The organism is Actinoplanes sp. TBRC 11911 (assembly GCF_012933445.1).
Classification (GTDB): Bacteria; Actinomycetota; Actinomycetes; order Mycobacteriales; family Micromonosporaceae; genus Actinoplanes.
This window is the reverse complement of sequence record NZ_JABBNC010000008.1, coordinates 155,711-182,236: the sequence shown is the minus strand read 5'-3', so window position 1 is coordinate 182,236 and position 26,526 is coordinate 155,711. Positions and strand designations below refer to the sequence as shown.

Below are 26,526 nucleotides of genomic sequence, written 5' to 3'. Positions count from 1 at the left end.
CCATGTGTGTTTATGGTGAGCACATGGTTGAGCACGTCGATGAGACATGGCAGCGCGGCCTCGCCATCGTGGCCCACCCCGACGACATGGAGTTCGGTGCGGCGGCCGCCGTCGCGCGCTGGACCGCGCAGGGCAAGGAGGTCGCCTACGCGCTGGTCACCAGCGGCGAGGCGGGCATCGACGGGATGGACCCGGCCGAGGCCGGGCCGCTGCGCGAAGAGGAGCAGCGCGCGTCCGCGGACATCGTCGGCGTCTCCGAGGTCGACTTCCTGCGGCTGCCCGACGGCGTCCTCGAGTACGGGGTGGCGCTGCGACGCGACCTGAGCCGGCTGATCCGCAAGCATCGTCCGGACATCGTGATCACCAACAACTTCCGGGACAGCTGGGACCCGGACGGCAACGCGCTGAACATGGCCGACCACATCAACGTCGGCCGGGCCACGCTCGACGCCGCCCGCGACGCCGGTAACCGCTGGGTGTTCCGCGAGCAGATCGACGAGGGCCTGGAGAGGTGGGGCGGGGTCAAGCAGGTCTGGGCGGCCGGTTCCCCGCGTTCGAGGCACGCGGTGGACACGACGGCCACCTTCGACGTGGGCGTGCGGTCGCTGGAGGCGCACGCCGCGTACCTGAGGGGTCTGCAGGGTTTTGAGGCGGCCGAGTTCCTGGAGAGCGTCGGCCGGCAGGTGGGCGCGAATTTGGGCGTCAAGTACGCGACCGGGTTCGAGGTCTTCCGGCTCGGCCTGCTCTGAGCCGGAAGACCTCGATCGGCCTCAGAAGGGCAGCACCAGGACCTGACCGGTGACCAGCCGGTTCGGGTTCGGGATGAGGGTGACGTTGGCCATCCAGATGTCCGGCCAGCGGTTCGAGTTGCCCAGCTTCGCGGCGGCGATGTCGAACAGCGTGTCGCCGGCGCGGACCGTGTGCACCTTCGGGATCGTGCCGACCGGCGTCTTCACCGGCAGGATGAACACCTGGCCGACGGAGATCTGGTTCGGGTTCCGGATGATCGCGCGGTTCAGCACGTAGATCTGCGTCCAGCGATTCGCGTCGCCGAGCTGGGCCTGCGCGATGCCGCTGAGCGTGTCGCCGCTGCGGACCGTGTAGCTGATCGGGTTCGCCGGCGCGCGCCCGCCACCGAGCACACCGGCCAGCCGCAGGATGTCGGCCAGCTCGAACGTGCCGGGGGTAGCCGACGGCAGGTACGGCTGCCAGCCGGGCTGGGTCAGGATCGAGTCCTCGCTGCGGCGCACCAGCCCGATCAGGACCTCGGCCACCAGCGTGCTGCCGACCGGGCCGAGGTGCTTGCCCTCGCCGTTACGCTTGGCCTCGGCCAGGACGTAGAACCACAGCGGCGTGCGGGTCTCGAAGCCGCCGGCCTCGATCGCGCTGTGCTGCGCGGGGTTGGCCGCCACGGCCAGGATGTCGTCCTTGCTGAGCGCCGGAAGCCCGAGCGCCTGCGCCACGGCCTGGCCGGTGGGCAGCCGCAGCCGGTAGCCGCGCAGCAGGTTGCGCACCGCGAGCCGGGCGGCGTCGGGCGGCTGCTCGGTCTGGCCGGTCAGGCTCTTCAGCGCGAACAGCGCCTTGTCGCCGATCGCGGCGAGCCGGGTGTCGATCATCCGGGCCTTGGTGCCGGAGTCGCCGATGATGTTCTCCCACTGGATGATCCAGTTCTGCGGGAGCGTGTCGAAATTGCCGAGCTGACCGCTCAGCGCGCTGAACGTGAAAAGGAACTCCAACGAGGCGGGGAACGTCCCCTGTTCGCCACTGAAATTGAAATTGTCGTTGAAGTTGTAGGCGCCGCGCACCATCGAGTGACCGAACCGGTAACCGGCGACCGAGAATTCCAGCGGCATGAACAACGGCTCCGACGCCGGGTCGTACCAGCTGTTGCCGTTCGCGGCGATGTCGTCGACGATCGCCGGGTCGCAGACCCGCTTGAGGAAGTCGTACACGATGACGTGCTGGTAGTGCTGGCGCAGCGCGCGGCGGGCCATGTCGAACGGCAGACCCTGGTCGACCAGGGCGTTGTGGGCCTTGAGGAACGCGACCTGGAGCTGCGAGATGATCGTGTTCTCGTCGTTGCGCGGGTCGCCGATCACGGCGGCGCGGTCGTGCTCGATGTTGCCCGGGTTCGGGCCCTCGCGCGGCAGGTCGTTGTCGAGAGTCTTGCCGGGCGGCAGCGTGTTCGGCTTCACGCCGGCGTTCTGCGTGGGCGAGTTGAAACCCAGCTTCATCTTGTCGCCGTTTTGCGGATCGTGCGGCGCCGGCAGCCCGTACACGTTGTCCAGATCGAGCGTGGGGGTGCGCGCGTTCAGGAGCGCGTTACGGATCTCGGTGGCGCCCAGCGGCGTCATGTTCGGGTCGAGCAGCTGATCCATCGTGGCCGAGCCGTGCCCCTGCTGGATCTCCAGGGTGATGTCGTGATCGACGAACTGGCCGAAATACGTGTACGCCGCGGGGATCGGGCTGTCCTCCTCGGTGGCGTCCACCATGCTGGCGCCCAGGTTCTTCAGCAGCTCGGGCATGTTGCCCTGCTGCGGCAGAAGATTGGCCTCGTCCTCCTGTAACTCGGGGAACAGGAAATCGAAATTGTGCGCCTCCACCTGCCGGGCGATCGAGAAGGCGGCGGGTGATCGAATCGCGGCCTCGGCGAGCTCGGTCCGGGAGTCCTCGATGTCGTTCTGGGTGATTACACGTCCATGACCGAGGCGCGGCATGGCATCTCCCCCTTACTCAAATAAAGGATCTTTAAGGGCCGCGCAGCCGGCGAAAATGGCTGTCGAATTCACCGGCGGCTCTCTCCGGCCGGTATCCACTTGCCGCCACCATAGGCATTCCGCCCAGGCGGGTCAGGCAACTACCCGACAGCGGCGGTGCACAGATCGGGTGGGTGCCGCGTCTTAGGGGACGAAACCTTCCCGTCAAACAAGGAGACGTCGTGCAGAACGAGGAGCGTCTGAGCGAGACGTTCGAGTCCCACGAAGACCAGACGCCGGACCCGGCCGCGGTCTACGCCCGGGTCGAGGAGCTGTCCCGTTCCTACAAGTGGCGGCGTCGCGGCATCCAGATCGCCGGTGGAGTGGTCGTCGCGGGCGGCCTCATCGCCGGGTTCACCCTGGTGGGCAACCACAACGCCACCCCGGCTCCGGCCGGTAACTCGATCGTGGCGGCGGCGCCGGCCACCTCGGCCGCGCCGGTGAGCGACGAGGTGGCGATGCAGGCGTTCTTCGACCGGGGCTACCACTACGAGGACGCGGTGGCGCTGGCCAAGGCCTGGCAGTCCACCGACAGCATCGGCGTCATCAAGGCCGACGCCGGGCGCAAGCTGCTCTCCGGCGAGGGCCTGCCGTTCAAGCCGCTGCCCTACACCGAGCCGACCGTCGACCCGAAGCAGGTGGAGGCGGACTCGGCGGCGCTCGACGCGTTCTTCAACACCGGCTACGTGTGGACGGACGCGGAGCAGTTCGCCAAGCTGTGGAAGATCAAGGACCCGTCGGACGCCAAGATCGCGGCGGGCAAGAAGATCATCAACCATGAGAAGCTGCCGATCGCGCCGAAGCCGGCGAACGTGACCGCGGCCAAGGAGAACAAGAAGCTCGAAGCGTTCTGGCTCGCCGGATACCAGGCTGCCGACGCCGAGAAGCTGGCCAAGATCTGGCACGTGAGCGCGTCCGTCGCCAAGGCCGAGGCCGGCCAGAAGCTGATCGACGGCCAGACGCTGCCGATCAAGCCGAGCGGACCGGTCCAGAAGAAGAAGCCTTAATAATTTCGAGTCAGCGTCCAGCCGTCCCGGTTGCGGGGCGGCTGGACGCGTCTCATCTGGACCACCCCGTACGGGGTATTCTCCTTGCGCATGGGCAGGCTGGAGATCGAACGGGTCGGCGAGCACGAGTTCGCCGGCCGCAATGAGCGCGGCGCCACGGTGCGGGTCGGCCGGGACGGCGCGCCGGACGCCTTCAGCCCCGGCGAGCTCATGCACCTCGCGGCCGCGGCGTGTGTCGCGGTGACGGTCGAGGAACTGGTCACCCGCCGCGCCGGAGCGGACGCCCGGGTGGTCGCCACGACCGAGCACACCGGCGGCGTCACCGAGTACGACAAGGTCGAGATCACGCTGGAGGCCGACCTCTCCTTCCTCGACGACGCGACCCGGGCGCGGGTGCTCAAGGCGATGCGGATCGCCGTCGACCGGCAATGCTCGGTGAGCCGGACGCTCAAGCAGGGCATCCCGGTGGAGCTCACGATCGACGCCACGGACCGGTCCTGCGCGGCATGATGGGCGGGTGTCCCCACGACGGCGGTTACTGCTCCTGAGCGCTGCCGGAGTCGTGGTCGTCGTGCTGCTCGTCGTCCTCGGCCTCCGGCTGTCCGGCGGCGACGGCGATTCGGGCGTACGCCCCGACCAGGCGCAACCCGGCACGATCCTGCTGGTTCCCGGGTACGGCGGCAGCCGCGTCGCGCTCACCCAGCTCGCTGCCCGTCTGCAGGCCGCCGGTCGCACCGCCGAGGTGCTCACCCTTCCCGGCGACGGCACCGGTGACCTGGTGGCCCAGGCCGACACCCTCGATCAGGCCGTACGCTCCGCCGTGCGCGACGGGTCCGCCTCGGTCGACGTGGTCGGATACTCGGCGGGCGGGGTGGTGACGCGGCTGTGGGTCGACCGGTTCGGGGGTGCCGAGGTGGCCCGCCGGATCGTGACGCTGGGGTCGCCGCTGCACGGGGCGCGGATCGCCGGGCTGGGTGCCGCGCTGGCCCCGGACGCGTGCCCCGAGGCGTGCCGGGAGCTGGCGCCGGGCAGTTCGCTGCTCAAGGACCTGGACGAGGCGCCGTTGCCGGCCGGCCTGCCCTGGATGTCGATCTGGACCGAGAACGACGAGACGGTCGATCCGCCCGACTCGGCCCGGCTGGACGGGGCGGTGAACGTGCCGATCCAAGGGGTGTGCCCGGCCGTGCGGGTGTCGCATGGTGAGCTGCCGACGAATCCGCAGGTCACGGCGTTGGTGATGGGGGCGTTGGGGGTGGGGCCGCTGGTCGCACCTACCGGGTGCCCGGCGGGTTGAGCGTGCCTTTATGGTGCGCGGAGCGTGCCGGCTCCCGGTGCGCTGAGCGCGCCGACGATGAACGCGACCGAGCGCTCCAGGGTCTTGTCGTCCTTGCCGACCGGCGGCTGCCCGGCGATCGAGGTCTTGTCGAACGCGCCGACGATCATGCTGGCCACCGCGATGGACGCCAGGTTGATCCGGAAGACGAGTTCCTCATGGCTCAGCGCGGGCAGCCGCTCGGCCAGCATCGCGAACACCACCTCGTAGGTGGCCGCGTGCGTCCGCGCGCTGAGGTCGCGCAGCTCGGCGGAGCCGCCGCTGATCACGCGGGCGGCGATCCGGGGGATCAGCGGCGCGCGACCGTCGTCACCGGCCAGGACGGCAGGCCCGATCCACGCCCGCACCACCTCCTCGAGGCTGCTGCCGTCCTGTAGCGAACGCAAGGCCTCGCGCTGCTCCCGGGCGTGTGCCGTGAGAGCCCGCTCGATGACGGCGTTGACCAGCGCGTCCTTGGACCCGAAGTGGTAGTTGACCGCGGCGACATTGGCTCCCGCCGCGTTGGTGATCTCGCGTAGTGACGGGTCGAGATCGTCGCGCTCGTCGAGAAGCCGCTCCACGGCCTCGACAAGCCGGTCCGGTGTGCTCGGCGCCCTGGTCACACGGCCGATTCAAGCACACGTTTCACTCGCAATCGGTGCAATCGATTGCGCGTTTCGGCCGCATGCTGCCGGTGCTGTCGTCGTTGCAATCGTTTGCGGAGTGATCTAGCGTACATCTGGTGCTGACCGAAGAGCTCGCCGGGTCGTCGTCGCCCGCGCACTACCTTCTGGCCGAGACGTTGGACGGCCTCTATACGCCGTACGCGCTGCGGCTGCCTCCGGCTCCCGGCCCGCATCCGTTCGTTTTCATCGCGTACGGGAACGGCGGCGGCGGAATGGCCTGGCTCCGCGACCGGGTGCACCGATTCCGGCACATCACCGACGTGCTGCTCGACGCCGGTTACGCGTGCGCCTGGACGCGTTATCGAACCGAGGTCGAGCTCGGCTATCAAACCGGCGGGGCTTTACGTACGGACGTACGGCAGGGAATGGGTTTGATGAGCCGGGCGCCGCTCGAATACGAGGACGAAGTGGCCGTCCTGCGGCATGTGGCCGAGCGCCCGGACATTGACGCCGATCGTCTGTTCCATCTGGGTGTCAGCCACGCGGGGGAGATGCTGTTCAAGCTGTGCTCGCAATACCAGGGACTGCTGCGGGCCGGGGTGGCGGCCGAACCGGCGTCGCACGAGTTCCTGACGTTGCGGCTCGACGACGATGCCAAGGTGACGACGCTGGACGGCCTGCGCGACATCGAAAGCCTGGAAATGCGCACGGTCGGGCACGCCAGGTCGCGGATCGCCGATCCGCTTGAGGTCTCGAAGCGCCTGGACGGGGTGGACATCCCGATTCTGGTGCTGGGCCGCGCGGAAGACGAGTTGCAGGGCATTTTCCGGCTGACGTACGAGCTGCTGGCCGAGAAACGGTCCGACGCGGAGTGGCGGTCGTGGAGCCACCACATTCACGGCTATATCTACCCGGAGTCCGGGCCGGACGGGGTGCCCGCGGTGGACGACGTGCAGCGCGAGGCCATCGAGGTCATCGTCGACTTCTTCAACCGCAATGGCGGCGCTCACTAAGCAGCCGCAGCCGCACGGCTCGTGCGTCCCGTCCCGCAATGTGGCCATCGCATCCACATTCTGGAACTGTTCAGCTGGTTCTCGCGCCGCTCACCGTCCGATGCGTTGGCCTTCCGTGGCGGACCTGTGAGGGCCGCCGCTGTGGGGAGCTGGGACGTTCCGGCCGTGACAGGTCCGCACACCTGCTGTGGGTCGCCGCGGTGTGGGGAGCCACAGCCTCCCCGCCGTCGCGACTCCCCACACGTGGGTGGGACTGGCCGCGGCGTGGGGAACCGCACACTCCCCGCCGTCGCGACTCCCCACACGTGGGTGGGGCTGGCCGCGGTGTGGGGAGCCACAGCCTCCCCGCCGTCGCTACTGCCCACACCCGGGTGGGGCGCCCATTGTGGGGAGCTGGGACCTGCCCGGGCCTGGCGGCGTCGCCTCGCACGGGGACTCCCCGGCCGACGGAACCAGCTGAACAGTTACACATTCTGGATAACCACATACGAGCCCCAACTCTCCAAGGTCTGCTGCCCAGCTCACCATGCGGGCTTCTCCGACCGAGCGTTCGCTGGATCGCCGCCGTGGACGGTCGAGGGGACGCCGTGTCCCGGCGGCCGGTGCCGATGACCGAGCTGGCTTGACGACCGGGCTCGCGCGAGTCAGTCCTGCGCCGCGTGGGTAAAGAGGTCGGGCGGTGTCTGCAGGTCGTGGGCGCGGAACAGGACCGCGTGCTCCACGCCCATGGCCTTCCCGCTCATCCCGGTGAACATCGGGATGAAGTCCTTCGGGGCGGGGTGGCCCGGGAGCGCGGCGAGATACGCGGCGTGCGCCTCGAGTGACGCGACACCGCGGCGCAGCGGCTCGCCCGTGACGTCGACGCCGTGGGTCGCGCCGGAGCCGGCGAGGGCGGGGAAGATGAGCCAGCGCACCGAATGCGGTTCCAGGCCGTCGTCGTCGATCTGCTCCGGGAAGACCCACCGGTTGCCCGCGTCGCGCACCGCGTCGAGGGTCGCCAACCCGGCCGCGCGATGGTCGGCCTGGTCGAAGCCGAACGGCGTCTCGATCTGGTAGCCGGAACCGAGCACGACGTCCGGCTTGAACCGGCGGATCTCCCGGCAGATGTCGCGGCGCAGGTCGAGACCGTAGACGAGCACACCGTCCGGATGCTCGAGGACGGTCAGCTGCTCCACGCCGACGACGGCGCAGGCGGCCTGCTGCTCGGCGAGGCGCAGGCGTGCCGTTTCCTCCGGAGGGTTCGGCATACCGGCCTCGCCGCGCGTGAGCAGCAGATAGCCCACTTCGATGCCACGCGCAGTCCAGCGCGCGACCGCCCCGGACGTGCCGTACTCCATGTCGTCAGGGTGCGCGACGACGCAGAGCACCCGTTGAAAGGACTCCTCGGGAAGAGCAGGAAGTGTCATGCCGGCCATCCTCGCGCGTTCGGGGCGTTTGCTCAGCTCGTATATAGGCAGAAGGGGTGGCCGGCCGGGTCCAGCAGCACCCGGACGTTGGTCTGCGGCTGGTATTCGGCGAGCGCCGCGCCGAGAGCGATGGCCCGGGCGGTCTCGGCGGCAAGATCCGAGACCTCGAAGTCCAGGTGCAGCTGCATCTGCTGTTCCCCGCGTTTGGCGGGCCAGGACGGGCGTACGTAATCGCTGTTGTACTGGATGTTGAGGTACGCCACCCCTTCCCCGGCGTCCAGGCACCCGTCCTTGTCGTCCAGGTGCGCGATCCTCCATCCCCGCAGCTCGGCATAGAAGTGGGCGAGCTGCTCGACGTCGGCACAGTCGACGACCACACCCCACCAGTCGTGGCGCTTCCGTCGTTCACCCTCGGCGTCAGCGGTCACGATGTGCCTCGGATTCGATGAGGAGCAGTTTCCATTCCTTGTCGAGCGCTTGATCGATGCGATGGTCGCGGGCGATGGCTTCCTTGAACCAGGCGATCGTGGCGGGCGCCATGGCGAGGATCTGGTTGTAGTTGAGGGCGGCCGGGTTCATGCCGAACAGCAGTCCGGTCTTCAGAAGCGTGCCCGACGTGGCGATGGTATGACCCATCAGCAGCATGGAGGTGAGCTTGGCGTGCTCCCGCTTCCGTTGTTCCGCGGTGCCGCCGGTGGCATAGCTCTGGAGAAGCCAGTACCCGCGGATGACCGCGGACACGACGCCGGGAGTGATGCCCATCGTGAAGAAATGGCGCAGATCGTATCCGTGCGTATACATGTAGCGGGAGACGTCGGTCCAGGGCACCTTGACGCCGGAGGGGCCCAACGCGAACGGCGAATCGACCTGGCCGAGCTGGAGCAGGCTGAAGAACGGGGGCGGCAGGCCCGCCGGAGTGTAGACGTCCGAGAGCAGATGGCGTACCTGGGTGATGAAGGCGTTGATCAGGTCGATCGGGGCGGCATCGGTGGCGACCTGGACCAGTTGCCCGGCCTTGTCGATGTAAGTGCCGGTGGCGTGCATGAGATCCGCCACGCCGACGAGGAAGCCCGCTGCCGGATCGTGGCCGAGGCCCTGCAGCCGATGAACGGCCGGGCGCATGCCGCTGACCAGGCCCCCGGTGGCCTTGGTGGTGGAGGCGTCAAAGGGCACTTTGGCCAGCTTCTCGAACCTCTTGAAGAAGTGGGCGTGAATGTCGCCGGCACGGTCCCGGTCCTGGAGCCACTTGGTCAGCGGCGATCCGGCGTACTTCGTGCCCAGGAACGTGGAATCGCGCGGGATGCGGACCAGGATGACGTCGAGGAGGGTGGCGAGGAGTCCGGCGACGAGGACGACCGTCCAGTCCGTCTTGTCCCAGCGCACGTCGCCATGCTCGTCGGCGTAGCCGCGCAGGCTGCGAGCTATCTGGCCGCCGGGAAGAACCTGCTGGAGCGGGTCCCGGGTCAGATCGATGCCCAGCCGGTCCAACCTGGCTTCGGCGAGCCTGACGAGCTGATCGAAGTCTTCGCCAGCCGGGACGACGGGCACGGCGTAGCGGGAGAAGTTCGATTCTGTTGTGCTCGACTGGGTCTCCTGGGCCGGTAAGGAGACGCCCATCGCGCGGAGTCCGGCTCGCATCGCGTCGAGGTCGGATTCGAGCGAGCCCAGGGTGTCGCTGACGCGTAGTTCGCGTTCGAGGACATCCTGGAGGTCGAATTCCACGTGGTCGAACAAGCCCCGCAGTTCGGTCAGCGTGACGGCCTGATAAGCCACCACCGCGGCAACGTCCGAAAGCTGGTCACCCGACACTGAGTGGCTCCCGCCGTTCGAAGGCCTCCTGACTGGTCTGCAGATTCATCAGGGCCAGCTGAAAGGCGTCCAGCTCGGCCCGGAGCGTGGCGATTCGTTCTTCGTTCCTCGTGGTCTGACCAAGGCAGGCCTCCATCCGATGAGCGAGCCGCGCGATGTCGTCGGTGAGCTCGGCCATCGCCTGTTGGTGATTCTTGATGACCTGCTGAATCAGATGTTCGCGCCGCTTCTCGCGTTCACGCTCATTGGTGGCCAGCACATAACGCGTGCCCTGATGGACCGCGACCCCGAGAATGACGACCGTGCCGATCCCGGTGACCATCGCGCTCAGGCCCAGCAGGCCACCGAACCCCAGGGCGGCCAGACCAGAGGTGATTCCCGCCCCGCCGAGGCCGGAGACGCTACCGGCAAGACTGACCGCGGCGACCGGGGCGCCGAACGCGGCCGCCTTGGCGGCAATGTCCTTGGTAGCGCTCTCCAGCTGGCTGGTAGTGATCTGCCCGGAGGCGAAACCCTCCTCGGTAATCACCAGCCGTTCGGTCGCCTGTACGACCTTGTCGGCCGAGTCGGGGAACACGAGTCCGGCAACCAGCACGATCCGCTCGCGCTCGACGTCCGCTGCATGCCGGTCGGCCCGCGAGATTCGCACCAGATCGCGCACCAACACCGTGAACACCGGCTCGCGTTGGTCTTCCGCGAGCAGGTCGTGCAATTCCCGGGACAGCTTCATCGTGACGTCGGGGGCTCCGGCGTCGAGCTGCGCCTCGGTTATCTCGTTGCGCAATTCTGATCGCGCTTCGGCGCCGAGACCGATCGTCGATGCGAACAGGTACAGATTCGCGATCTCGCGGGGATCGAGAACTCCGTCGACCAGCGCCAAGCTCACCAGCACTCGGCAATAGAGCACCTTCGCATCGGTGCCGAGCGCGGACAGGTCGGCGGGGCTGTCTCGATTGCGCGACGACCGCGCCGACACCTTCGCCCGCACTTGCTCGGCGGACTGCTTCACCCTCTCCTGGGCGTCGCCGGCGGCGTCGGCGACACGTTGCCTCGCGGCACTCGTGCCGTCGGCGACCTTTCGTCCGGCGGCGTCGGCGACGCCCTTCAGCCGTCGCAGCCCACCTTCACGAGGGTCCATCGCCATCCCCTTCACGCCGTTGGGGACAGGCTATCGGTAGCCGGAGACAAACGATCGATGGCTATGCCGGCGGGGCCGCGCCCGCCAGCGGGGTGGTGTCCAGGTAGCGCACCTCATAAACCCGCTCGGCGAACTTCCAGCCGTCCGCGGTGCGGCGGTAGCGGTCGTGGTAAACCGCGAAGTTCACACCTTGGCGGCCGTCCAAGGCGCGGGCCACCTCGTGCATGAAAGCGCGCCCCGTCGCGGTGTCGCCGTCGAGTTCGAGCGCGCCCGGGTGGGTGTTCTGGATGAAGAAGTCCCACTGCGCCTGCAGCTGCTCGCCCTTGGCCTGGATTTCCGCGGGACCGGTCGCCTCGGCCGGGATGTTGGGCATCCGCAGCACCCCGTCCGGCGTGAACAGCGCGGCCAGCCGGGCCCGGTCGCGCATCATCGCGGCGTCCGTGAACTCGGCGCGCAGCGCCTCGATCTCCACCCGGTCGGCGATGGCCTGGAAATCACTCATCGTCGCTTTCCCTTCTCGTCAAGGTCTCTGCACCTCGACGAGACAGCGCCGCGAAATGTGACGGGAGGGTCAGCGGCGTCCAGGCCGGGTCGGGCCGGAAGTCGACATGCGTGCCGTCGAACGGGTAGGCGCCCGCTTCGGCGAGCTTGATGAGCCGCTCGCCCTCCGCACGGATCCCGGCGGCGGTCGCGCCGTCGAAATAGTGCGGCCGGCCGATGCGCGCGGCCATCTCGTCCTCGGCCTTCCACTGCCACGAACGGTCCGGCTCCACCCAGACGTCCAGGACGAGATCGGTGGTATCAACCCCTGCGTCCGTACGCGTGAAGGGCTTCTCCAAATTCACATACCAGCCGGCGAAGTGGCCCTCCGTGAAGAACCACCACACGGAATGCCCCGCATCGGGCGGCATCAGCACCAGGATGTCGTTGGAGTGCCAGACATCGCGGACCAGACCCGGCCGCCGCATCTCGTCCAGCGGGGTGTCGTGCAGGCGCCGTCCGTCGGCGTCGCGCAGGACCGCGAACTCGCTGCCGGCCGGCATCCACAGCAGCAGCCCGGCGTCATCGTCGCGGATGAACCCGCATCGGGTTCACCCACGTGCACCGGTCGCCGAGAAAGTACCGGCGCGTGATGAGCTGACCCGGCCGGAAACGCATGGCCGTCACGGGCGGTTCGGCTTGCGGGCCACGCCGATGAGGTTGTGCAGCTGGTGACCTCGCCGGGGGTCGAGCCGCGGCGCGTCGGTCATCGTGTGCGCCTCCCTATCGCGAACGATCGCGGATGGGGGACGGCATACATACGTTCATCAATCGGACGCCTCGTCCTGGAGCGGCCGGACCATCCCCCAGTAGCCGGGCGCGGGTGTCATCCCGAGCTTGCGGTTCAAGCGCACGATCGCGGTGTTGGCCTCGTCGTTGACCGTCGTGATCGCGCGCGCCCCGGCCCGGAACGCTTCGAGATGCGCCTCGGTTTTCAGCGCGGTGGCCACGCCTCGCCCGCGGAAATCGGGGTCCACGCCGGTGAATTCGATGTGCCACTCGTCGCTGCCGGTCTGCGGTGCCACGACCATCACCCCGCACACGGCGAGCGGTGTGAAGGCCAGCAGAATGACCGCGTTCGGCGGGATCAGCGCGCGTGTCGCGGCCGGATCGAGGCTCTGGTCCGCACCGAACGGGACCAGCAGGCCGACCAGACCGCGGGCGACGGCCGCCATGATGGTGGCCTCCTCCGAGGCCGGCTCGGCGACGCGAACCAGCACCCGAGCCTCAGCAGCGGCCGCTTGCGCACTCGTGGCCAACGCCGATTCCGGCCCGGGCAGGGCCAGCCGCAGTCCGATGTCGTGGTTCGCCAGCGTGAACCCGTAGCGCTCGGCCAACCGGCGCCCTTCGGCGACGTCGTCGCGCAACGCCATGGTCGCGCGCGTCGCACCCCGGATTTCCGTCAGCCGCGCGACGATCCGGTCCATCAGCCGATCGCCGACCCCCGGCAGCACCGCGGCGACCGCCACCGAAGCGGTTCCGGGGAACGCGGGCTCATTGGTGATTTTGCCGGCGCCCACGATGTCGCCGTCCCGGGCGGCGACGACGACATAGCTGAGCGCATCCGGTTCGGTCGCGGTCAGCCGCACACGCAGCCGGTGCCGGATGTCCCAGGCGCTCGCGGTGGCCAGCAACTCCACGACGGCGTCCAGTTCACCGGGTCGCATGTCCCGCAGCACGACGTCGCTCATGCGGTGCGCACCGGCAAACTTTCCAGCCCGTGCACGAGGGCACTGAGCCGCCACGCCGGCCGGAAGTCGTCGCGCAGTCGCATGCGCGGGAAGCGCCGCAGCAACGCGGCGAAGGCGACCTCCGCCTCGAGGCGAGCGAGCGGCGCGCCGAGACAGTGGTGGATGCCGTGCCCGAAGGCCAGATGCGACGGGGTGGCCGCCTCGACGTCGAACGTGTCCGCGCCGGGCAGGTCGCGGTTCGCGGAGAGCAGGGACAGCAGCACCGTCGTACCGGCCGGAATGGTCTGATCGCCGAGGGTGATGTCGGCGGTCGTGCGCCGATGCGTGGCCGACTGGGCGGGGCTGTCGAAACGCAGCATCTCGTCGACCGCGAGGGGCATCAGCTCGGGCTGCTCGATCAGCAGATCCCGTTGCGCCGGATGGGTGAGCAACAGATGCATGCCGTTGCCGAGCAGGTTGACGGTGGTGTCGTGGCCGGCGATCAGCAGCATCGTCACCATCGAGGTGAGTTCGTCGCGGCTCAGGCTCTCGCTCACCAGTAGCGCCGACATCAGATCCGGGCCCGGTGCATCGCTTTTGGCGGCGAGCAACTTCCGGATGTAGGCCAGCAGGTCGCTGCGCGCCGACGCACGTCCTTCCGGGGACGCGGCTCCGGTCAGCGCCAGCGTCCATTGCCGGAACGCGCCCCGGTCGTTCGCGGGCACCCCGAGCAGCTCGGAGAGCACCTGGATCGGCAGCGGCACCGCGAACTCGGCGATGAAGTCGTGCTCGCCGTCGGTCGCGAGGTCGTCGAGCAGCCGCGTCGTTGTCGCACGCACGAAACCGCGCAGGCGTTCGATCCGTTGCCGGGTGAAGGCGCCCTGCACGACGCGGCGAAGCCCGGTGTGTTCCGGCGGGTCCAGCGAGAGTAGGTGCCGCCCGGTCGCCCGCCAGTCGGCGTCACTGGCCGCAAAGCGGTCACCGGTCACGCTGGTGGACCCGTCCTTGATAAGGCGATCGTCGGCCAGACATCGGCGTACGTCGTCGTGGCGGGTAACCAGCCACCCCGTTTCGCCGGACGGCAGGCGAATCGGGGTGACCGGGCGTTCCGCGCGCAACCGCTTCAGGAGGGGATGGGGGTCGGCCGGGCTGCGGTAGAGCAACCCGAACAGCTTGTCCATAGCGCACCCGTTACCTAATGAACGTCGTTACCGCCCCGCCAGACGTCCATGCCGCGCGCGAATTCAGCGGAGTGCCCCGCTTCACAGAGCGCGGTTCTCGCGGGAAGCCGGCAACGCACCGAATCTGCACCCCGTGAATGCCTTTTCACGCGACATGTGATATCTCAGCCGCGAGGCATGACGCCTGAGCAGCTCGAAGACGCCTATTGGCGCGCGTATCGGGACTTCTACCGGTGGCGCAACATCTGGACGGGCGCCCAAGGTAAACCGGCAGCGGACCGCGTGCGCCACGTGGCGTACCCGGGCGGGTGGAAGAAGTTCGAGCCGATGTGGGACGCGCTGATTCGAACCGGGCAGGTGACCAGGGCGTTACCCCTGTTGGAGGCAACGCTTTCGAGCACCGCTGCCAGGAAACGGAGGTAGCCTCGCGGATCTATGGGTACCGGCCGTACCGTCGTCAGCGCGCAGGGACTGCGCCGATGGCTGCTGGTCGCGACCGTGGTGGTCGTGCTCGCGGCCATCCCCATCGTGATCAACGTCTGGCCCGCCCGCGCCGCCGCGGTCGACCCGCAGACGCTGCGGGCCCGGATGGCGGCGTCCGGCACGCAGGCCTATCAGGGCTACGCGCAGAGCTCCGGTCTGCTCGGCCTGCCCGCCATCCCGAACCTCACCCAGGTGACCGCCCTGTTCAGCACGACCACCGAGATGCGCACCTGGTACGCGGCGCGCAATCGCTGGCGCGTCGACGTGCTCGGCCCCGGCACGGAAAATGACATATATCAAACCCCACAGGCGCAATATCTCTGGGACTACGGCCATTCCCAGCTCACCCGCATCGTCGGCGACCAGCCCGTACGCCTCCCGCGCGCGGCCGACGTCACGCCACCCGAGCTGGTGCGCCGGCTGCTGAGCACCTCGGCCGGCGACCGCGTCGAGGCGCTGGCCGGCCGGCGGATCGCGGGCGTCGAAGCGGCCGGTCTGCGGCTGGTCCCGGCCGGACCAGACACCACGGTCGCGCACGTCGACATCTGGGCCGATCCGCAGACCGGCTTGCCGTTACAGGCCGAGCTGACCGCGCGCGGCGGCGCCCGGCCGGTCTTCACCACCCGCTTCCTGGAGATCCACTTCAGCGAGCCAGACGCGAGCGTGCTGACCCCGCCGGCGCCGCGCGCGGGCATCGGCTTCACCGAGACCCAGGCCCCGGACATCCTCAGCGCCATCAACCAGCGCCGGCCGGATTCGCTGCCGGCCACCATCGCCGGGGTGCCGCGCCGGAATCTGGTGCCGGGGCTGACCGCTGCCGACGCGTACGGGAACGGGTTGAGCTCGTTTGTCGTCGTCTCGCTGCCCGGGCGCTTCGGGCGGGAGGCGTACCAGCAGATCTCGACATTCGGCACGAGACTGGACACCGGTGACGCGGCCATCATCTCGACCGGGCTGCTGAACGTGCTGGTCACGCGCGCGGCCCGCCGCACATCCCTGGTCGCCGGTCTGGTCCAGCCGGCCCTGCTGCGACGCGTCGCCTCCGACCTGGTGGTTCGATGATCAAAACCAAAGACCTGACCAAGCGGTACGGGCGTACGACAGCGGTGGATGCCGTTGATCTCGAGGTACGCGAAGGCGACCGTTACGGCCTGCTCGGCCCCAACGGCTCCGGCAAGACCACGCTGGTCCGGATGTTGCTCGGGCTGGTGTTCGCGACCCGCGGCGAGATCGAGGTGCTCGGCGTGCCGGTGCCCAAACGGGTCCGCGAGGTGCTGCCGTCGATCGGCGCGATGGTGGAGGGCCCCGGCGCGTACCCGAACATGTCAGGCCGCACGAACCTCGCGCTGTTCGACGCGGCCGGACCGGGATCGATGCGCCGGGACCGCCGGCGCCGGGTCGACGAGGCGCTGGAACGGGTTGGTCTGGCCGGGATCGACCGCCGGCCGGTACGCGCGTACTCGCTCGGCATGCGGCAGCGGCTCGGCCTCGCCGGGGCTCTGCTGCGCAAGCCACGCCTGCTGATCCTCGACGAACCCACCAACGGGCTGGATCCGCGCGGCATCCACGAGGTTCGCGACCTGCTGACCGCGTTGAACGCGGACGGCACCACGGTTTTCCTCTCCAGCCACCTGCTCGCCGAGATCGAGGCGTTCTGCAGCCGGGTCGGCGTGATGGACCGCGGCCGGCTGGTCGTGCAGGACCAGCTGGACCTGCTGCGGACGCCGACCGGTCGGGTGGTGGTCGGAACGCCCATGCCGGATGCGGCCGTTGCCCTGCTCGACGGCCGGGTCGAGGGACGGGACGGGGATTTACTCACCGTGCGGCACGCGGATCCGGGCGCCCTGAACACTTCGCTGGTCGAGGCCGGGGTCACTGTCACGTCGATGGTTCCGGAGCGGCGCACCCTCGAACAGGTGGTGCTGGACGCGACCACGGGCAGTTCCGACCGGGTGGAGGCGCGCGCATGATCCGGGTCGAGCTGGCCAAGCTTTTTCGCCGCCCACGGACGTACGTGATCGCTGGTCTGCTCTGTGGCCTGCCGCTGATCGTCGCGATTTTCCTTGCCACCACGAAGATTCCGCCGCCGCCCGGCCAGGGTGGCGCGTTCCTGTCGGCGGTGCTGAGCAACGGGGCGCTCTACCCGGCGGCGGCGATGGCCCTGGTGCTGCCGGTTTTCCTGCCGGTGTCGGTGGCGGTGCTGGCCGGCGACACGGTGGCCGGCGAGGCCGCGACCGGGACGTTGCGGTACCTGCTGATCCGGCCGGTCGGGCGCACCCGGTTATTGGTCGCCAAGCTGCTGTCCCTGATCGTCTTCGTGCTGTTCGCGATCGGGGCGGTGCTTGTCACGTCATATATCACCGGGCTGGCGCTGTTCGGGGCGACGACGAGTTCCGCCGGGGTGACGCTGCCGCCGGACGTGACGTCGCTGTCCGGCGTGACGATCAGCCCGGCCGGACTGGTGCTGCGACTGCTCGGCACCGTGGCGTACATCGTGGTGTCGATGCTCGGCGTCGCCGCCATCGCCCTGTTCCTGTCGACCGTGACCGACTCGGCGCTGGGCGCGGCGATGGGCGCGCTGGCCGTGCTGGTGACCAGCCAGGTGCTGGTGACGCTGGACGCGGCCGCGGCGATCCGCCCGTACCTGCCCACCCGGTACTGGCTGGCCTGGATCGACTTCTTCCGCGAGCCGGTGCTGTGGCGCGACATCGAGCGCGGAGCCGGCATCCAATTGGTCTACTTGGTGGTCCTGCTCGGCGCGGCCTGGGCAAACTTCCTGACCAAGGACGTCGCGAACTAGCGTGGCCGGATTGTGGGGGAGGGGCCGCCGGTCGGGAGCCGGCGGCCGTCTCGCCAACGGTCAGTGGGTCGGCTCGGCCACGATGAGCTGGAACTTCTCGAAGCTCAAACGCACGGTGTTGTGCCGCTCGTCGACCGTGCCCAGGGACCTGCCGTTGAAGGGGTCGGTCAGGCGATACCGGCGCCGGTCCAGACCACGCAGCTCCACCGTCCCGTCCCACCGGTCGGCGTAGAACGCGTAGTGCAACGTTCCGTCCTTGGTGACGACGTGCGTCTCGGGCTTGTCGAAACCGATGTCGTACAGCTCGCCCCGGTACTCGCCGGCGGGCAGCATGTTCTTCTGGTACAGGGCCACCCACTTGCGCCAGAGGGCATCCTTGGCGGGGGTCAGCACGGTGTCCTCGTCCGGGCCCGCGGGGTAGGTGAACTTGGTGGACAAGACCGCTCCCACGCCGTAGCTGGATGCGAAGTCGTCGCCGCCGTCGCTCAGCTCCACGTGGTCGCCGGCGTAACTCGACCCGTGGCCCATCAGCGCCTTCATCGTCTTGCCCTTGCTGCGCACCTGGTACGACGACTCGGGGTCCGAGGCCGGGTACTGGTCGACGTACGGCAGGTTGTGGAACGCGAAGACCGTGCCGCAGGGACAGAGCTCGACAACCGCGGCGGGGTTCACCTCGTGGACGGCGTCGTGCACCGCCTGCCAGAACCGGGCCAGGCCCTCGGTCGACTCCTCGGGGCGGGCGTGCCGGTGGGCCGGGTTGTAGCAAGGTGCCACCGCGTTGAGGTGCTGCCCGTCGATCTTCAGCCCCTCGTAGCCCCAGTCCCGGACGAATCTCCTGGCCAGCCCGACGAAGTAGTCCACCGTGGGCCGGTACGCCGGGCACAGTGTCCAGGCGTCCCACCACGTCACTTCCTGCTTGTTGCCGTCGCGGTCCAGCAGGAGCATGTCGGGGCGCGTCCGGAACAGGTTGCTGTCCGGGTCCGCCGCCAGCGGAGCCCACCACAGCCGCGGCCGCAGACCCGCGTCCTTGATCTGCTTCGTGAAGGCCTTCATGTCGGCTTCGCCGCGGGGGAACTTTGCCGGGTTGAGGTCCCAGTCGCCCTCGTTGGTCTGCCAGCCGTCGTCGAGCCCGGCCCACTTGAGACCGATCTCGCGCACCTTGGGCAGCGTGGCGACGACCTGCTCGACGGTGAAGTCCCGCTCGTAGCCCCAGGCACACCAGATCGGTTCGAACGCCGGAGCCGGCGCCTTGGACGCCCGCAGGCCGACGTCGGACATGAAGTCGCGATAGCGCTGCAGGGCAACGAAATGGTCACCCGGCAGGGCCGTCAGGAACGTGGTGGCGGTGGTCAGCTTCTGGCCCGGCGAAAGGGTGCGGGGTGTGTCGCCCTCGACAGCGATGCTCGCGCCACCGGCCGTCCTGCGGACCGGCAGGCGCAGAATCGTCGCCACCGGTTCGACGTGCCCGACGGACAGGCCCGCGTCCGGCCGCCAGACCGAAGCCATCGGTGTGCCACCGCCGTAGTCGGAGGCGTCCATCCCCAGCGAGTTCTTCTGGACGAAGTCGGCCGCCATCGGTTGCACCCAGTCGCGACGGTCCTCATGGGTGGTGCCGGAGAACGTGTAGAAGCCGGCGGGCTTCTCGAGGAGCTCGTGCGCCCCGTTCCGCCAGCCGACGACCTTCAGATCCGCACCGGACAAGTTCGCATAGGACACGCTCATCACGAGCATCCCGGCCAGCCGCTGGTACGAGGTGAGCTCAACGATTTTGCGTACGCCGCTCGCGGAGTCACCCCGGACGACCACCTGGACGCCCGCGCCGTGCCGGGGGTGGCTGATCCGGTGCGTCTCGTGCCCGCGGTACGCGAACGTGTCGATCGCCGCTCCGCCGGTCAGCAGTGCCTCGCTGGGGTCGAAGCGGGTGACCTTGACGTTCTTCAGGGCGACCCGGGTGTGCAACCGGTCGTCGAACTCCACGGTGATGGAGTGGTCGCCGACGCCCACGACATCGGTGCCACGATCGGCGGCGGAGGCGGATGTGGCGCCCAATCCCACAGCCGCGGCGGGGAATGCGGCCGCGCCGGCTCCCCCCAGTGCCAGCTTTAACACGGTACGCCGTTTCATGTCAGACATGTCGGATCCCTTCGGGCTGGTTCGATGCGAGGATCACGTTCAGACCAATGGAGATACCAACCGTCGACCCGGGGGAGGGGCTTCTTCTCGCCGCCCGTGGGGTGAACAGGCGCGCCGTGGCGACCACCCTGACCTTCAACCAGCCGGGCCGCCCGATCGAGCTGACCACCCAGGTCTACCGAGGCGACCGCTACCGCTTCCGGGCCTCCATCACCAACGGGCAGTGATCGGCGGCCGACCCGGTTGCGAGGTCCTTTCGGGGTCGCCCGATCGCGCCTGCGGCATGGACGAGACGCGACGCGGCCTGACCCGGCATGTGATTGCCACGGCGCCGGTGACATTTGACAGTGGACCTCACCGAGGTGAGGAGGCCACATGGCGCGGCGGCGCAACGATCCAAGACCAAGTTCCCCGCGTACGCCGGAGCCGGCCAAGAGCGGTCGCCGCGTCATCGCGTTCGTGGTGGCGGCCGTGCTCGCGGCGGTCGCCGCGCAACTCACCGGCATCACCGGCAAGATGATCGACGCCGCGGTCGCCTGGGTGCATCCCACCGCGCCGCTGACCGTTACCGGTGAACGGATCGGGCCCTCGCCGGCCGTCCGCAGCTCGCCTTCCTCCGCGCCGGTTGCGGCCCCGCCCAGCCCGTCGGTGCGCACCGGCCGGATCTCGGACGCCCTCTATGAATGTGGCCGGCTTGCCAACGGCTTTGTCGTGGCCCGAGACACCGCGGACATCGAAGCCCCCGACGGCGGTTACGACGACGCCCCGGAGAAGGTCGACGATTGGATCAGCCGGTACGACGCCGGCGACCGCCACGAGACGCACTACCAGGTCGAGGTGCAGGGCAAAGCTGGTAAGACCGTGGTTCTGCGTCGCATGTTCGTGGACTACCTGGACCGGGCCGGCCCGCCCGCCACGGCCGCGGTCGTGCAGCTCGAATACGAGGAGTGCGGCGACCCGACCGAGCCCCGCTACTTCACCGCCGACCTCGACGACCCGTCCGGGCGCATGGGACCGGACGACGGGACGCCCGATTTCCCGTACCGGATAAGCAATTCCGACCCCGAGATCTTTCGCCTGACGGCGGTCACCCAGGCCTGCGACTGCCGGTGGCGGATCGCCTTGGAGTGGACGTCCGACGGCGCCACCGGAACCACCTACGTCGAGGAGACCTTTCACACCGTGGCCGACCGGAACTATCCGCGCATCGCCTGGACGAGTTGGGAGGGCCCCTGGAAGCGCCGCGACCCACTCTGACGCGGGAGGTCGCCAAGCGGAGCGTGGGTGGACTGCTTGGGCGGGTGGTAGGTGTACCGGAGGACCGCGATAGACGGGATCATCAGCAGCGTCGCCACCGCCGCCCACGCGAGCGCGCCGCGTCGCCGGTCACGCAGAAGGAGCACGAGCGACGCGATCACCGGCGCCACGACGATCAGGACGGCGATGATGGCGGCGACCGCCTGCTTGCGGTAGTCCCACAACTGCGTGCTCGTCTGGCCGAACAACTGATCCAAGTGGTATGCCTCGTACGGCGCCGACCAGTCCACCAGCCGCACCGGCGCGGCGAGCAGGACCGCGCCGGCCGCGACCGCCAACCAGATCCGGTACGCCCGCAGGCCTCGCCACCATGGCATGGCCCAGAGGAGCAGCCAGGCGGCCGCGAAGATCCGCGCGTGCAGGACGAACATCGCGAAGACGGCTTCCTCGCAGCCGTTCTGATCGACGACCGGGTAGCAGAACCGTGGATACGCGTCGGAGTCCGCGAGCATCAGGAAGCCGACGATGGCCGTCAGCGCCGGTGCCACCAGCAGGGTCACCGCCGGCGTCAGTAGCCAGCCGCGTAGGTCGCGGCGGCGGTCCGGAACCCCGTGAGTAACCGTCACGACGCGGGATCATATCGAACACCGTCAACGGAAATCGGCGATCTCCAGCGAGCCGGCGAATTCCATCGGCCGGGTGGCGGCCGGCGGGCCGCCACCCGGAAACAGATCAGGGCGTCCAGGGTGAGGCGGACACCCAGCTCACGTCGTTGGTCCACGACGTCGCGGAGTCGAACGCGTTCGTGCCCGTGCTGTTGGCGATGTAGACGGAGTTGTTGTAGTGCCGGATGTAGCGGTCCGGATAATTGACCGACGCGAACGAGATGCCCTGGCCGCTGAGCCCGTTCTGGGTGCAGAACGTGGCGTCCTGCGCGAACAGCGAGCTCCCGTCGTTCGGCTGCAGATTCAACTGGTAGTTCTGGTGCCGCAGATAGCTGCCCGTGGCGTCGCGCGCCTCGAACGAATAGCAGGAACTGTTGGCCAGCCCGGCGCGTACGGTCCAGGTGCTCCCGGACTTGAGGGCGGCCGCACTCGAGGAGGAGACCACCTGCGTCGACACGGTGCTGCCCGAGTGGCTGATATAGCGGGTCGTGCAGCATGCCGTGGTGGCTCGGAGTGAAATGCGGGAACCCGCTGTCAGCGTCGGTCCGCCGCCGGTCGAGGCTGTCGAATAGCCGGCCGCGGTGATGTTCGCCTGCACCGAGTTCTCCGTCGCGTCGGACGGATATCCCGAGGTCATCACGCCTTCGTAGAACGTGCCCGCGGCGCCGACGCTGTTGTCGCCGCCGATGCCCAGAATGATGGCGCCCTCCTTCTTCATCGGGTTGTAGCCGGCGACATTCGGCCGCACCCCGTTGTAGTAGGTGGACAGGCCGCCCGATTGCGCGTTACCGGCCCGGATCGCCCAATGGTTCGGCTGGCCCTTGATAATCGCGGTGAGGAATCGGTGCGTGACCGTCGGGTCGTTCGCGTTGTAATGCTGGTTCACCCCGGAGAACAGCCCGTTCTCGAGGTCGGCCATCACCCAGGGGCCGTTCCCCGTCCCGTACCCCCAGACCTTGATGTTGCCGAAGTAGATGGCCTCCATCGTGCCGTTGCCGTTGTCCCGGCTGTTGCGTTCCGCGTTGCCGTAGTCGAAACAGCACCCGCCGTTGTAATGCGTGCCGTCGAAAATCGCGTACATGCCCTCGGCCGCGTCGCCGGTCGCGACGCCGTTCGTGTTGTTGTTCCGGTAGCCGGTGCCGGGCGAGACGAAGACGCCGTACGCCTTGTGACCGCCCACGGTGATCGGCGCCGAGGTGGCATTCGCGAGATTGTCGTAACCACCCGCGGCCGGTCCGGAGAATCCGCCGGGAGGGGCCTGGGTGAGCCGGTTGTTGCGGCCCGTCTGGTCGTAGATGATCGTGATGAGGCAGGTCGTGCCGGCGCAGAACGAGTCCTGCGTGGCCGCGTTCACGACGCCGCCCGCGGCCAGGACGCCGATGTCCCGGGTGGTGTTGTCGGACGAGCGTCGTACCTGGTAGAGCGGCCCGTTGTAGCTGCCGTAGAGGGCGCGGGTGGTGCTGTGCGCCGCGACGCAGGGGGTGCCGCCGGCCGCGTAGATGTCGCAGGGCCCGGTGCCCGCGGCGAGCGCCGCTCCGGTGCCGATCAGCGTGCCGGCGATCAGGGTCCCGGCCGCGGCGACCGCCAGCAGCGATCGTTTCAGTGATGCCATTCGTCAACCTCTTCCGATGCGCAGGGGAAGGCAGGGGGGAGCCTGACAGCGGAGAGTTTTAGATAGACAGATTTCAAATTCCTTCCTCCCGTACGAGATCACGTCTGTCTATCTATGTGAACGTTAACAGGTGGATCCCGGAACCGCGATGCGCGGGCCTGATTTACTTGGCGGGTGCGGCTCGTGAGGAATGTCGGCTGATGGTGGCTCTTCTGGTGGCGGCCGTGCTCGCGGCCCCGCAGCCGGTGTGCCGGATCAGCGACGAACGACTGACCGAGGTCTCCGGCCTGGCGGCGACCGGCACCGGCTACGTGGTGGTCGACGACGGCTCGGACGACCCGGACCACCGCCGGATCTTCTTCCTGAACAAGCGCTGCGCCGTGGTCCGTACCGTGGCCTACCCGTCGCGGCCGCGCGACACCGAGGACCTGGCGGCGGCCGCCGACGGCACCGTGTGGGTGGGCGACATCGGCGACAACGGCGAATCGCGGTCGACGATCGCGTACTGGAAGCTGGCGCCGGGCTCGACGAAACCGCAGCTCTACCGACTGAGCTATCCGGACGGCGCGCACGACGCCGAGGCGCTGCTCCTCCCGTCCGGCGGCGGCCCTCCGCTGGTCGTCACGAAGAGCATCGCCGGCGCGGCCGTGTACGTCCCGTCCGGACCGTTGCGCGCGGGGGAGACGACGCCACTGCGCCGGGCCGGCGGGGTCCGCGTGCCGCTGACCAGCACCAGCAACCCGTTCGGCCTGCCCGGCCGCCTGGTGATCACCGGTGGCGCGGTCAGCCCCGACGGGCAACGCGTGACACTGCGGACGTACGCCGACGCGTTCGAGTTCGACGTGCCCGGCGGCGACGTGGTCAGCGCCGTGACGCAGGGCACGCCCCGCCGGACGATCCCGTTGCCGAACGAGCCGCAGGGGGAGTCGGTGGCGTACACGCCGGACGGGTCGGCACTGCTGACGGTCTCCGAGGGCGCCGGCCCGATCCTGAGTTACCCGCTGGGGCGCGAGCCCGCCGCCCCGCCCGCCGAGGAGTCCACCGCCCCGGCCCCGGAAATGTCGTCCGCGGCCCCGAGGCCGTCGGCCGCCGCGGCTCCCGAAGCGCTGAGCCGGTCCCGCATTCCGATCGGAGCCGTCGTGGCCATCCTGATCGCCGCCGTCGTGACCCTCGGGGTCCTCATCGGGCGCCGGCGGCGACGGTGAGACGGCGCGCCGCTCAGGTGCGCCGCCGCAGCTCCCGGTACAGCTCGACCGGGCAGCCGTACTGCCAGGCCGCGGCCTCGACCGGGTCGTCGATGGTGTCCGGGACGGTCTCGGCGTACCGCAGCGGCTTGCCGTGCCGGTCTGGACTGCCGTTGGTCATCACCAGCACCCGGACGCCCCGGAGCCGTTCGCTCGGGTCCTCGTAGAGCGCCAGTTCGTGCGGCGCGTTGCCCGGGTCCGGCGCGGTGGCGAACAGCCGCCAGCCGGCGCGGTCGATGTATTCGGTCCAGCCGATGAGCTCGATGGCCGCCCGCCGGACCTCGGTGTTGGGGTGCGCGTGGAGTTCGCGGGCGTCCCAGCCGTCCTCGACCAGCCCGGCCGGCACCGCGACGCCGCGGCTCGCGTAGACGTGATAGCCGTCCGGCCAGGCGAGAGCGGGGCCGTCGGCGCGATGCGGCCGCTCCCCGTCCAGATGCAGCTCGCCGGGCCGCTCGCAGACCACCACGAAGGCGGTGTGCGGCCACCACCAGGCATGCCGGTGACCGCCGAAGCGCCCGACCGGATATCGCAGCGCCCACGCATGCCGGTGCCGCACGGTCCACGCGAGCGTCACGTCGACGGCCTGGTCGATGCCGTCGGCGAAGGCACCCGGCCGGGCGAGACGGGCGTGGGCCGGGTCGGTGAAGCGCAGCAGGGGCGGGTCGACGCGGCACATCGTGGCCATACCAGCCGCGACCGCCACGGCGACCACCGACACCGCCGTGATCGTGAGCAGCGTCATCACCCATTTCGTCGACGGCGTCCCGGAACCGCCCGTGATCGCGGTCAGGAACGCACCGGCGATGTGGCCCCCGAACACCGCCAGCAACGCCGGGCCGAACAGCAGCACCACGCCGGCCGCGAGAACCTCACCGCCGATGGTCGCCTGGGCGACCAGCCACAGCAGCAGGCCCATCGTCAGCAGCCCGGCGGCGAGCGAGACGATCCAGAACTCGCGGGCGTAGTCCGCCGGTATCCCGGAGTCCCGGCCGTCCCAGGGGTCGCCGGGCAGCGCGTACATCAGCACGGCGACCATGATCACGGTGGAGGACGCGGCGATGCCGCCGAATCTCAGCGCGCCGGCGGCCAGGGTTCGCGCGGCTCGGCCGAGCCCTCGGAGCCGTCCGGCGAGCGGGGTGTGCCGGCGCGCGAGGTCGGCGGCCGCCAGCTGTCCCGCGAGCGGTGACGGCACCCACACCACCCGGCCGGGCCAGGGCAGCCCGGCGTCCGCGTACCGGCGGCGGATGCCGTCGGTCACCGCGGCGCAGTCGGTGTCGGTCCGGGTGCCGGGACCCATGCCCCGATTCTCGCAGCGAAACCCGGTCAGAGCACGGCGAGCGCCTGCGTGATGTTCCACTCGGCCAGGTCGAGCATCCATTGCCGGTCGGGGAAATCGGTTCCGGCGATCCGCAGCGGCCCCTCGATCAACGACAGGACCTGCGCATATCGGTAGAGCTCCAGGCGGTCCGGATCCAGCTCCACCGGACCCAGTTGCCGGTACGCCTCCCCGAAGCGCATCCGCAGCCAGGCGTGCTCCCATTCGACGTCGAAATACGTCAGTCCCTCGATGTCGATGAGAACCGGCTCGCCGCCCGCGGTCACGAACACGTGGTCCGGCCCGAGTTCCCCATGCACCAGCCCGTACGCCGACCGGTCCGCCACCGCCGACCGCAGCTCCCGCACGTGCGCGCTAGGCGCGGGTCACGGTCGCCGATGCCGCGGGGCGCCGTCCACCAGGGCAACCGCTTTTTGCCGAAACTTTTCGGCGTCAGGTTAACAGATCGACGCATTCACACTCGACTGTTGACACTCGTGAAACCGGCTGTAAGCATGCCCGAAAAGGTTTTCAGATCTTTCGGGGCGTGTGTGGCCGG

At 69.2% G+C, this 26,526-nt stretch carries 26 protein-coding genes and 1 pseudogene; 12 read left to right on the top strand and 15 right to left on the bottom strand.

The genetic code is table 11. The features are described 5' to 3' along the window. Positions 1-23: 23 nt before the first annotated feature. The gene (locus tag HH310_RS14475) at positions 24-749 is read left to right on the top strand and encodes a PIG-L deacetylase family protein (protein ID WP_169176029.1); all 726 of its coding nucleotides are present in this window, start codon (positions 24-26) and stop codon (positions 747-749) included. A 21-nt stretch (positions 750-770) separates the two neighbouring features. Here the strand turns inward: HH310_RS14475 and HH310_RS14470 are convergent, their stop codons facing one another. Further along, the gene (locus tag HH310_RS14470; RefSeq protein WP_169176028.1) at positions 771-2,717 is read right to left on the bottom strand and encodes a LysM peptidoglycan-binding domain-containing protein; all 1,947 of its coding nucleotides are present in this window, start codon (positions 2,715-2,717) and stop codon (positions 771-773) included. Between the two features lie 221 nt (positions 2,718-2,938). On the opposite strand from HH310_RS14470, the gene HH310_RS14465 reads away from it, so the two are divergent. From HH310_RS14465 to HH310_RS14455, 3 genes are all read left to right on the top strand, one after another. Continuing rightward, positions 2,939-3,763: a hypothetical protein gene (locus tag HH310_RS14465; protein ID WP_169176027.1), complete on the top strand. Its 825-nt coding sequence runs from the start codon at positions 2,939-2,941 to the stop codon at positions 3,761-3,763. A 90-nt stretch (positions 3,764-3,853) separates the two neighbouring features. Then, entirely contained in the window at positions 3,854-4,273 is a 420-nt protein-coding gene (locus HH310_RS14460; protein ID WP_169176026.1) for an OsmC family protein, read from the top strand. A gap of 7 nt (positions 4,274-4,280) precedes the next feature. Next, positions 4,281-5,057, top strand: a complete 777-nt coding sequence (locus HH310_RS14455) for a lipase (protein ID WP_312034068.1) — start codon at positions 4,281-4,283, stop codon at positions 5,055-5,057. A gap of 8 nt (positions 5,058-5,065) precedes the next feature. On the opposite strand, the gene HH310_RS14450 is transcribed toward HH310_RS14455, so the two are convergent. Beyond that, entirely contained in the window at positions 5,066-5,698 is a 633-nt protein-coding gene (locus HH310_RS14450) for a TetR family transcriptional regulator (RefSeq protein WP_169176025.1), read from the bottom strand. Positions 5,699-5,817: 119 nt separating this feature from the next. On the opposite strand from HH310_RS14450, the gene HH310_RS14445 reads away from it, so the two are divergent. Then, positions 5,818-6,714, top strand: a complete 897-nt coding sequence (locus HH310_RS14445) for a S9 family peptidase (RefSeq protein WP_169176024.1) — start codon at positions 5,818-5,820, stop codon at positions 6,712-6,714. A 644-nt stretch (positions 6,715-7,358) separates the two neighbouring features. Here HH310_RS14445 and HH310_RS14440 read toward each other — a convergent pair. The 8 genes from HH310_RS14440 to HH310_RS14405 form a co-directional block, all read right to left on the bottom strand. After that, positions 7,359-8,120 (bottom strand): PIG-L deacetylase family protein, encoded by a 762-nt coding sequence (locus HH310_RS14440; RefSeq protein WP_211192130.1) that lies wholly within the window; start codon positions 8,118-8,120, stop codon positions 7,359-7,361. Between the two features lie 32 nt (positions 8,121-8,152). After that, a complete protein-coding gene (locus HH310_RS14435; RefSeq protein WP_312034067.1) occupies positions 8,153-8,548 on the bottom strand; it encodes a VOC family protein in 396 nt (131 codons plus the stop codon). Further along, on the bottom strand, positions 8,538-9,929 hold the full coding sequence (locus tag HH310_RS14430) for a hypothetical protein (protein ID WP_169176022.1): 1,392 nt from the start codon (positions 9,927-9,929) through the stop codon (positions 8,538-8,540). The genes HH310_RS14435 and HH310_RS14430 overlap by 11 nt, the downstream gene beginning before the upstream one ends. Next, on the bottom strand, positions 9,919-11,082 hold the full coding sequence (locus HH310_RS14425; RefSeq protein WP_211192129.1) for a TerB family tellurite resistance protein: 1,164 nt from the start codon (positions 11,080-11,082) through the stop codon (positions 9,919-9,921). The genes HH310_RS14430 and HH310_RS14425 overlap by 11 nt, the downstream gene beginning before the upstream one ends. A 46-nt stretch (positions 11,083-11,128) precedes the next feature. Beyond that, positions 11,129-11,569: a nuclear transport factor 2 family protein gene (locus HH310_RS14420; protein WP_169176021.1), complete on the bottom strand. Its 441-nt coding sequence runs from the start codon at positions 11,567-11,569 to the stop codon at positions 11,129-11,131. Then, positions 11,562-12,110 carry a DUF402 domain-containing protein gene (locus HH310_RS14415; protein WP_248293997.1) on the bottom strand — a complete coding sequence of 183 codons (549 nt, stop codon included), beginning with the start codon at positions 12,108-12,110 and terminating at the stop codon, positions 11,562-11,564. Before HH310_RS14415 ends, HH310_RS14420 begins: the two co-directional genes overlap by 8 nt. A gap of 264 nt (positions 12,111-12,374) precedes the next feature. Then, positions 12,375-13,298: a GNAT family N-acetyltransferase gene (locus tag HH310_RS14410; RefSeq protein WP_169176020.1), complete on the bottom strand. Its 924-nt coding sequence runs from the start codon at positions 13,296-13,298 to the stop codon at positions 12,375-12,377. Next, positions 13,295-14,458 carry a cytochrome P450 gene (locus tag HH310_RS14405; protein ID WP_169176019.1) on the bottom strand — a complete coding sequence of 388 codons (1,164 nt, stop codon included), beginning with the start codon at positions 14,456-14,458 and terminating at the stop codon, positions 13,295-13,297. The genes HH310_RS14410 and HH310_RS14405 overlap by 4 nt, the downstream gene beginning before the upstream one ends. Before the next feature lie 177 nt (positions 14,459-14,635). Here HH310_RS14405 and HH310_RS14400 point away from each other — a divergent pair, with 177 nt between their 5' ends. Genes HH310_RS14400 through HH310_RS14385 form a run of 4 tightly spaced genes read left to right on the top strand, consistent with a single transcriptional unit; the run spans position 14,636 to position 17,741 of the window. Continuing rightward, positions 14,636-14,881 carry a hypothetical protein gene (locus HH310_RS14400; protein WP_211192128.1) on the top strand — a complete coding sequence of 82 codons (246 nt, stop codon included), beginning with the start codon at positions 14,636-14,638 and terminating at the stop codon, positions 14,879-14,881. Positions 14,882-14,893: 12 nt separating this feature from the next. Then, positions 14,894-16,003 (top strand): hypothetical protein, encoded by a 1,110-nt coding sequence (locus HH310_RS14395; RefSeq protein WP_169176018.1) that lies wholly within the window; start codon positions 14,894-14,896, stop codon positions 16,001-16,003. Further along, entirely contained in the window at positions 16,000-16,911 is a 912-nt protein-coding gene (locus tag HH310_RS14390; RefSeq protein ID WP_169176017.1) for an ABC transporter ATP-binding protein, read from the top strand. The genes HH310_RS14395 and HH310_RS14390 overlap by 4 nt, the downstream gene beginning before the upstream one ends. Further along, positions 16,908-17,741: an ABC transporter permease gene (locus tag HH310_RS14385; protein ID WP_169176016.1), complete on the top strand. Its 834-nt coding sequence runs from the start codon at positions 16,908-16,910 to the stop codon at positions 17,739-17,741. Before HH310_RS14390 ends, HH310_RS14385 begins: the two co-directional genes overlap by 4 nt. A 60-nt stretch (positions 17,742-17,801) precedes the next feature. Here HH310_RS14385 and HH310_RS14380 read toward each other — a convergent pair whose 3' ends face one another. Beyond that, positions 17,802-19,874, bottom strand: coding sequence for a glycoside hydrolase family 36 protein (locus tag HH310_RS14380; RefSeq protein WP_169176015.1), 2,073 nt, complete (start codon positions 19,872-19,874; stop codon positions 17,802-17,804). 47 nt (positions 19,875-19,921) lie between these two features. Here HH310_RS14380 and HH310_RS43150 point away from each other — a divergent pair, with 47 nt between their 5' ends. Both HH310_RS43150 and HH310_RS14370 read left to right on the top strand, forming a co-directional pair. Then, positions 19,922-20,101 (top strand): hypothetical protein, encoded by a 180-nt coding sequence (locus tag HH310_RS43150; protein WP_211192127.1) that lies wholly within the window; start codon positions 19,922-19,924, stop codon positions 20,099-20,101. 148 nt (positions 20,102-20,249) lie between these two features. Further along, a complete protein-coding gene (locus HH310_RS14370) occupies positions 20,250-21,131 on the top strand; it encodes a hypothetical protein (protein ID WP_169176014.1) in 882 nt (293 codons plus the stop codon). On the opposite strand, the gene HH310_RS14365 is transcribed toward HH310_RS14370, so the two are convergent. Together HH310_RS14365 and HH310_RS14360 are read right to left on the bottom strand one after the other, a co-directional pair. Further along, positions 21,071-21,757: a hypothetical protein gene (locus HH310_RS14365; RefSeq protein WP_169176013.1), complete on the bottom strand. Its 687-nt coding sequence runs from the start codon at positions 21,755-21,757 to the stop codon at positions 21,071-21,073. The two genes, HH310_RS14370 and HH310_RS14365, sit on opposite strands and share 61 nt — an antisense overlap. 106 nt (positions 21,758-21,863) lie before the next feature. Further along, positions 21,864-23,408, bottom strand: a complete 1,545-nt coding sequence (locus HH310_RS14360; RefSeq protein ID WP_169176012.1) for an alpha-L-arabinofuranosidase B — start codon at positions 23,406-23,408, stop codon at positions 21,864-21,866. A gap of 200 nt (positions 23,409-23,608) precedes the next feature. Here HH310_RS14360 and HH310_RS14355 point away from each other — a divergent pair, with 200 nt between their 5' ends. After that, positions 23,609-24,613: a hypothetical protein gene (locus HH310_RS14355; RefSeq protein ID WP_169176011.1), complete on the top strand. Its 1,005-nt coding sequence runs from the start codon at positions 23,609-23,611 to the stop codon at positions 24,611-24,613. 13 nt (positions 24,614-24,626) lie between these two features. Here HH310_RS14355 and HH310_RS14350 read toward each other — a convergent pair whose 3' ends face one another. Continuing rightward, entirely contained in the window at positions 24,627-25,949 is a 1,323-nt protein-coding gene (locus HH310_RS14350; RefSeq protein ID WP_169176010.1) for a DUF6745 domain-containing protein, read from the bottom strand. Positions 25,950-25,975: 26 nt separating this feature from the next. After that, positions 25,976-26,338: pseudogene (locus HH310_RS14345) on the bottom strand (aminoglycoside phosphotransferase); the annotation flags it as partial. Between the last annotated feature and the right edge of the window lie 188 nt (positions 26,339-26,526).

Excerpts from the sequence above, each read along its gene's own strand:
- HH310_RS14475 (WP_169176029.1), top strand. The coding sequence starts at position 24 with ATGGTTGAGCACGTCGATGAGACATGGCAGCGCGGCCTCGCCATCGTG.
- HH310_RS14470 (WP_169176028.1), bottom strand. The coding sequence starts at position 2,717 with ATGCCGCGCCTCGGTCATGGACGTGTAATCACCCAGAACGACATCGAG.
- HH310_RS14460 (WP_169176026.1), top strand. The coding sequence starts at position 3,854 with ATGGGCAGGCTGGAGATCGAACGGGTCGGCGAGCACGAGTTCGCCGGC.
- HH310_RS14440 (WP_211192130.1), bottom strand. The coding sequence starts at position 8,120 with ATGACACTTCCTGCTCTTCCCGAGGAGTCCTTTCAACGGGTGCTCTGC.
- HH310_RS14420 (WP_169176021.1), bottom strand. The coding sequence starts at position 11,569 with ATGAGTGATTTCCAGGCCATCGCCGACCGGGTGGAGATCGAGGCGCTG.
- HH310_RS14415 (WP_248293997.1), bottom strand. The coding sequence starts at position 12,110 with ATGCCGGCCGGCAGCGAGTTCGCGGTCCTGCGCGACGCCGACGGACGG.
- HH310_RS14410 (WP_169176020.1), bottom strand. The coding sequence starts at position 13,298 with ATGAGCGACGTCGTGCTGCGGGACATGCGACCCGGTGAACTGGACGCC.
- HH310_RS14405 (WP_169176019.1), bottom strand. The coding sequence starts at position 14,458 with ATGGACAAGCTGTTCGGGTTGCTCTACCGCAGCCCGGCCGACCCCCAT.
- HH310_RS14400 (WP_211192128.1), top strand. The coding sequence starts at position 14,636 with ATGACGCCTGAGCAGCTCGAAGACGCCTATTGGCGCGCGTATCGGGAC.
- HH310_RS14395 (WP_169176018.1), top strand. The coding sequence starts at position 14,894 with ATGGGTACCGGCCGTACCGTCGTCAGCGCGCAGGGACTGCGCCGATGG.
- HH310_RS14390 (WP_169176017.1), top strand. The coding sequence starts at position 16,000 with ATGATCAAAACCAAAGACCTGACCAAGCGGTACGGGCGTACGACAGCG.
- HH310_RS14385 (WP_169176016.1), top strand. The coding sequence starts at position 16,908 with ATGATCCGGGTCGAGCTGGCCAAGCTTTTTCGCCGCCCACGGACGTAC.
- HH310_RS14380 (WP_169176015.1), bottom strand. The coding sequence starts at position 19,874 with ATGTCTGACATGAAACGGCGTACCGTGTTAAAGCTGGCACTGGGGGGA.
- HH310_RS43150 (WP_211192127.1), top strand. The coding sequence starts at position 19,922 with ATGGAGATACCAACCGTCGACCCGGGGGAGGGGCTTCTTCTCGCCGCC.
- HH310_RS14370 (WP_169176014.1), top strand. The coding sequence starts at position 20,250 with ATGGCGCGGCGGCGCAACGATCCAAGACCAAGTTCCCCGCGTACGCCG.
- HH310_RS14360 (WP_169176012.1), bottom strand. The coding sequence starts at position 23,408 with ATGGCATCACTGAAACGATCGCTGCTGGCGGTCGCCGCGGCCGGGACC.
- HH310_RS14355 (WP_169176011.1), top strand. The coding sequence starts at position 23,609 with ATGGTGGCTCTTCTGGTGGCGGCCGTGCTCGCGGCCCCGCAGCCGGTG.
- HH310_RS14350 (WP_169176010.1), bottom strand. The coding sequence starts at position 25,949 with ATGGGTCCCGGCACCCGGACCGACACCGACTGCGCCGCGGTGACCGAC.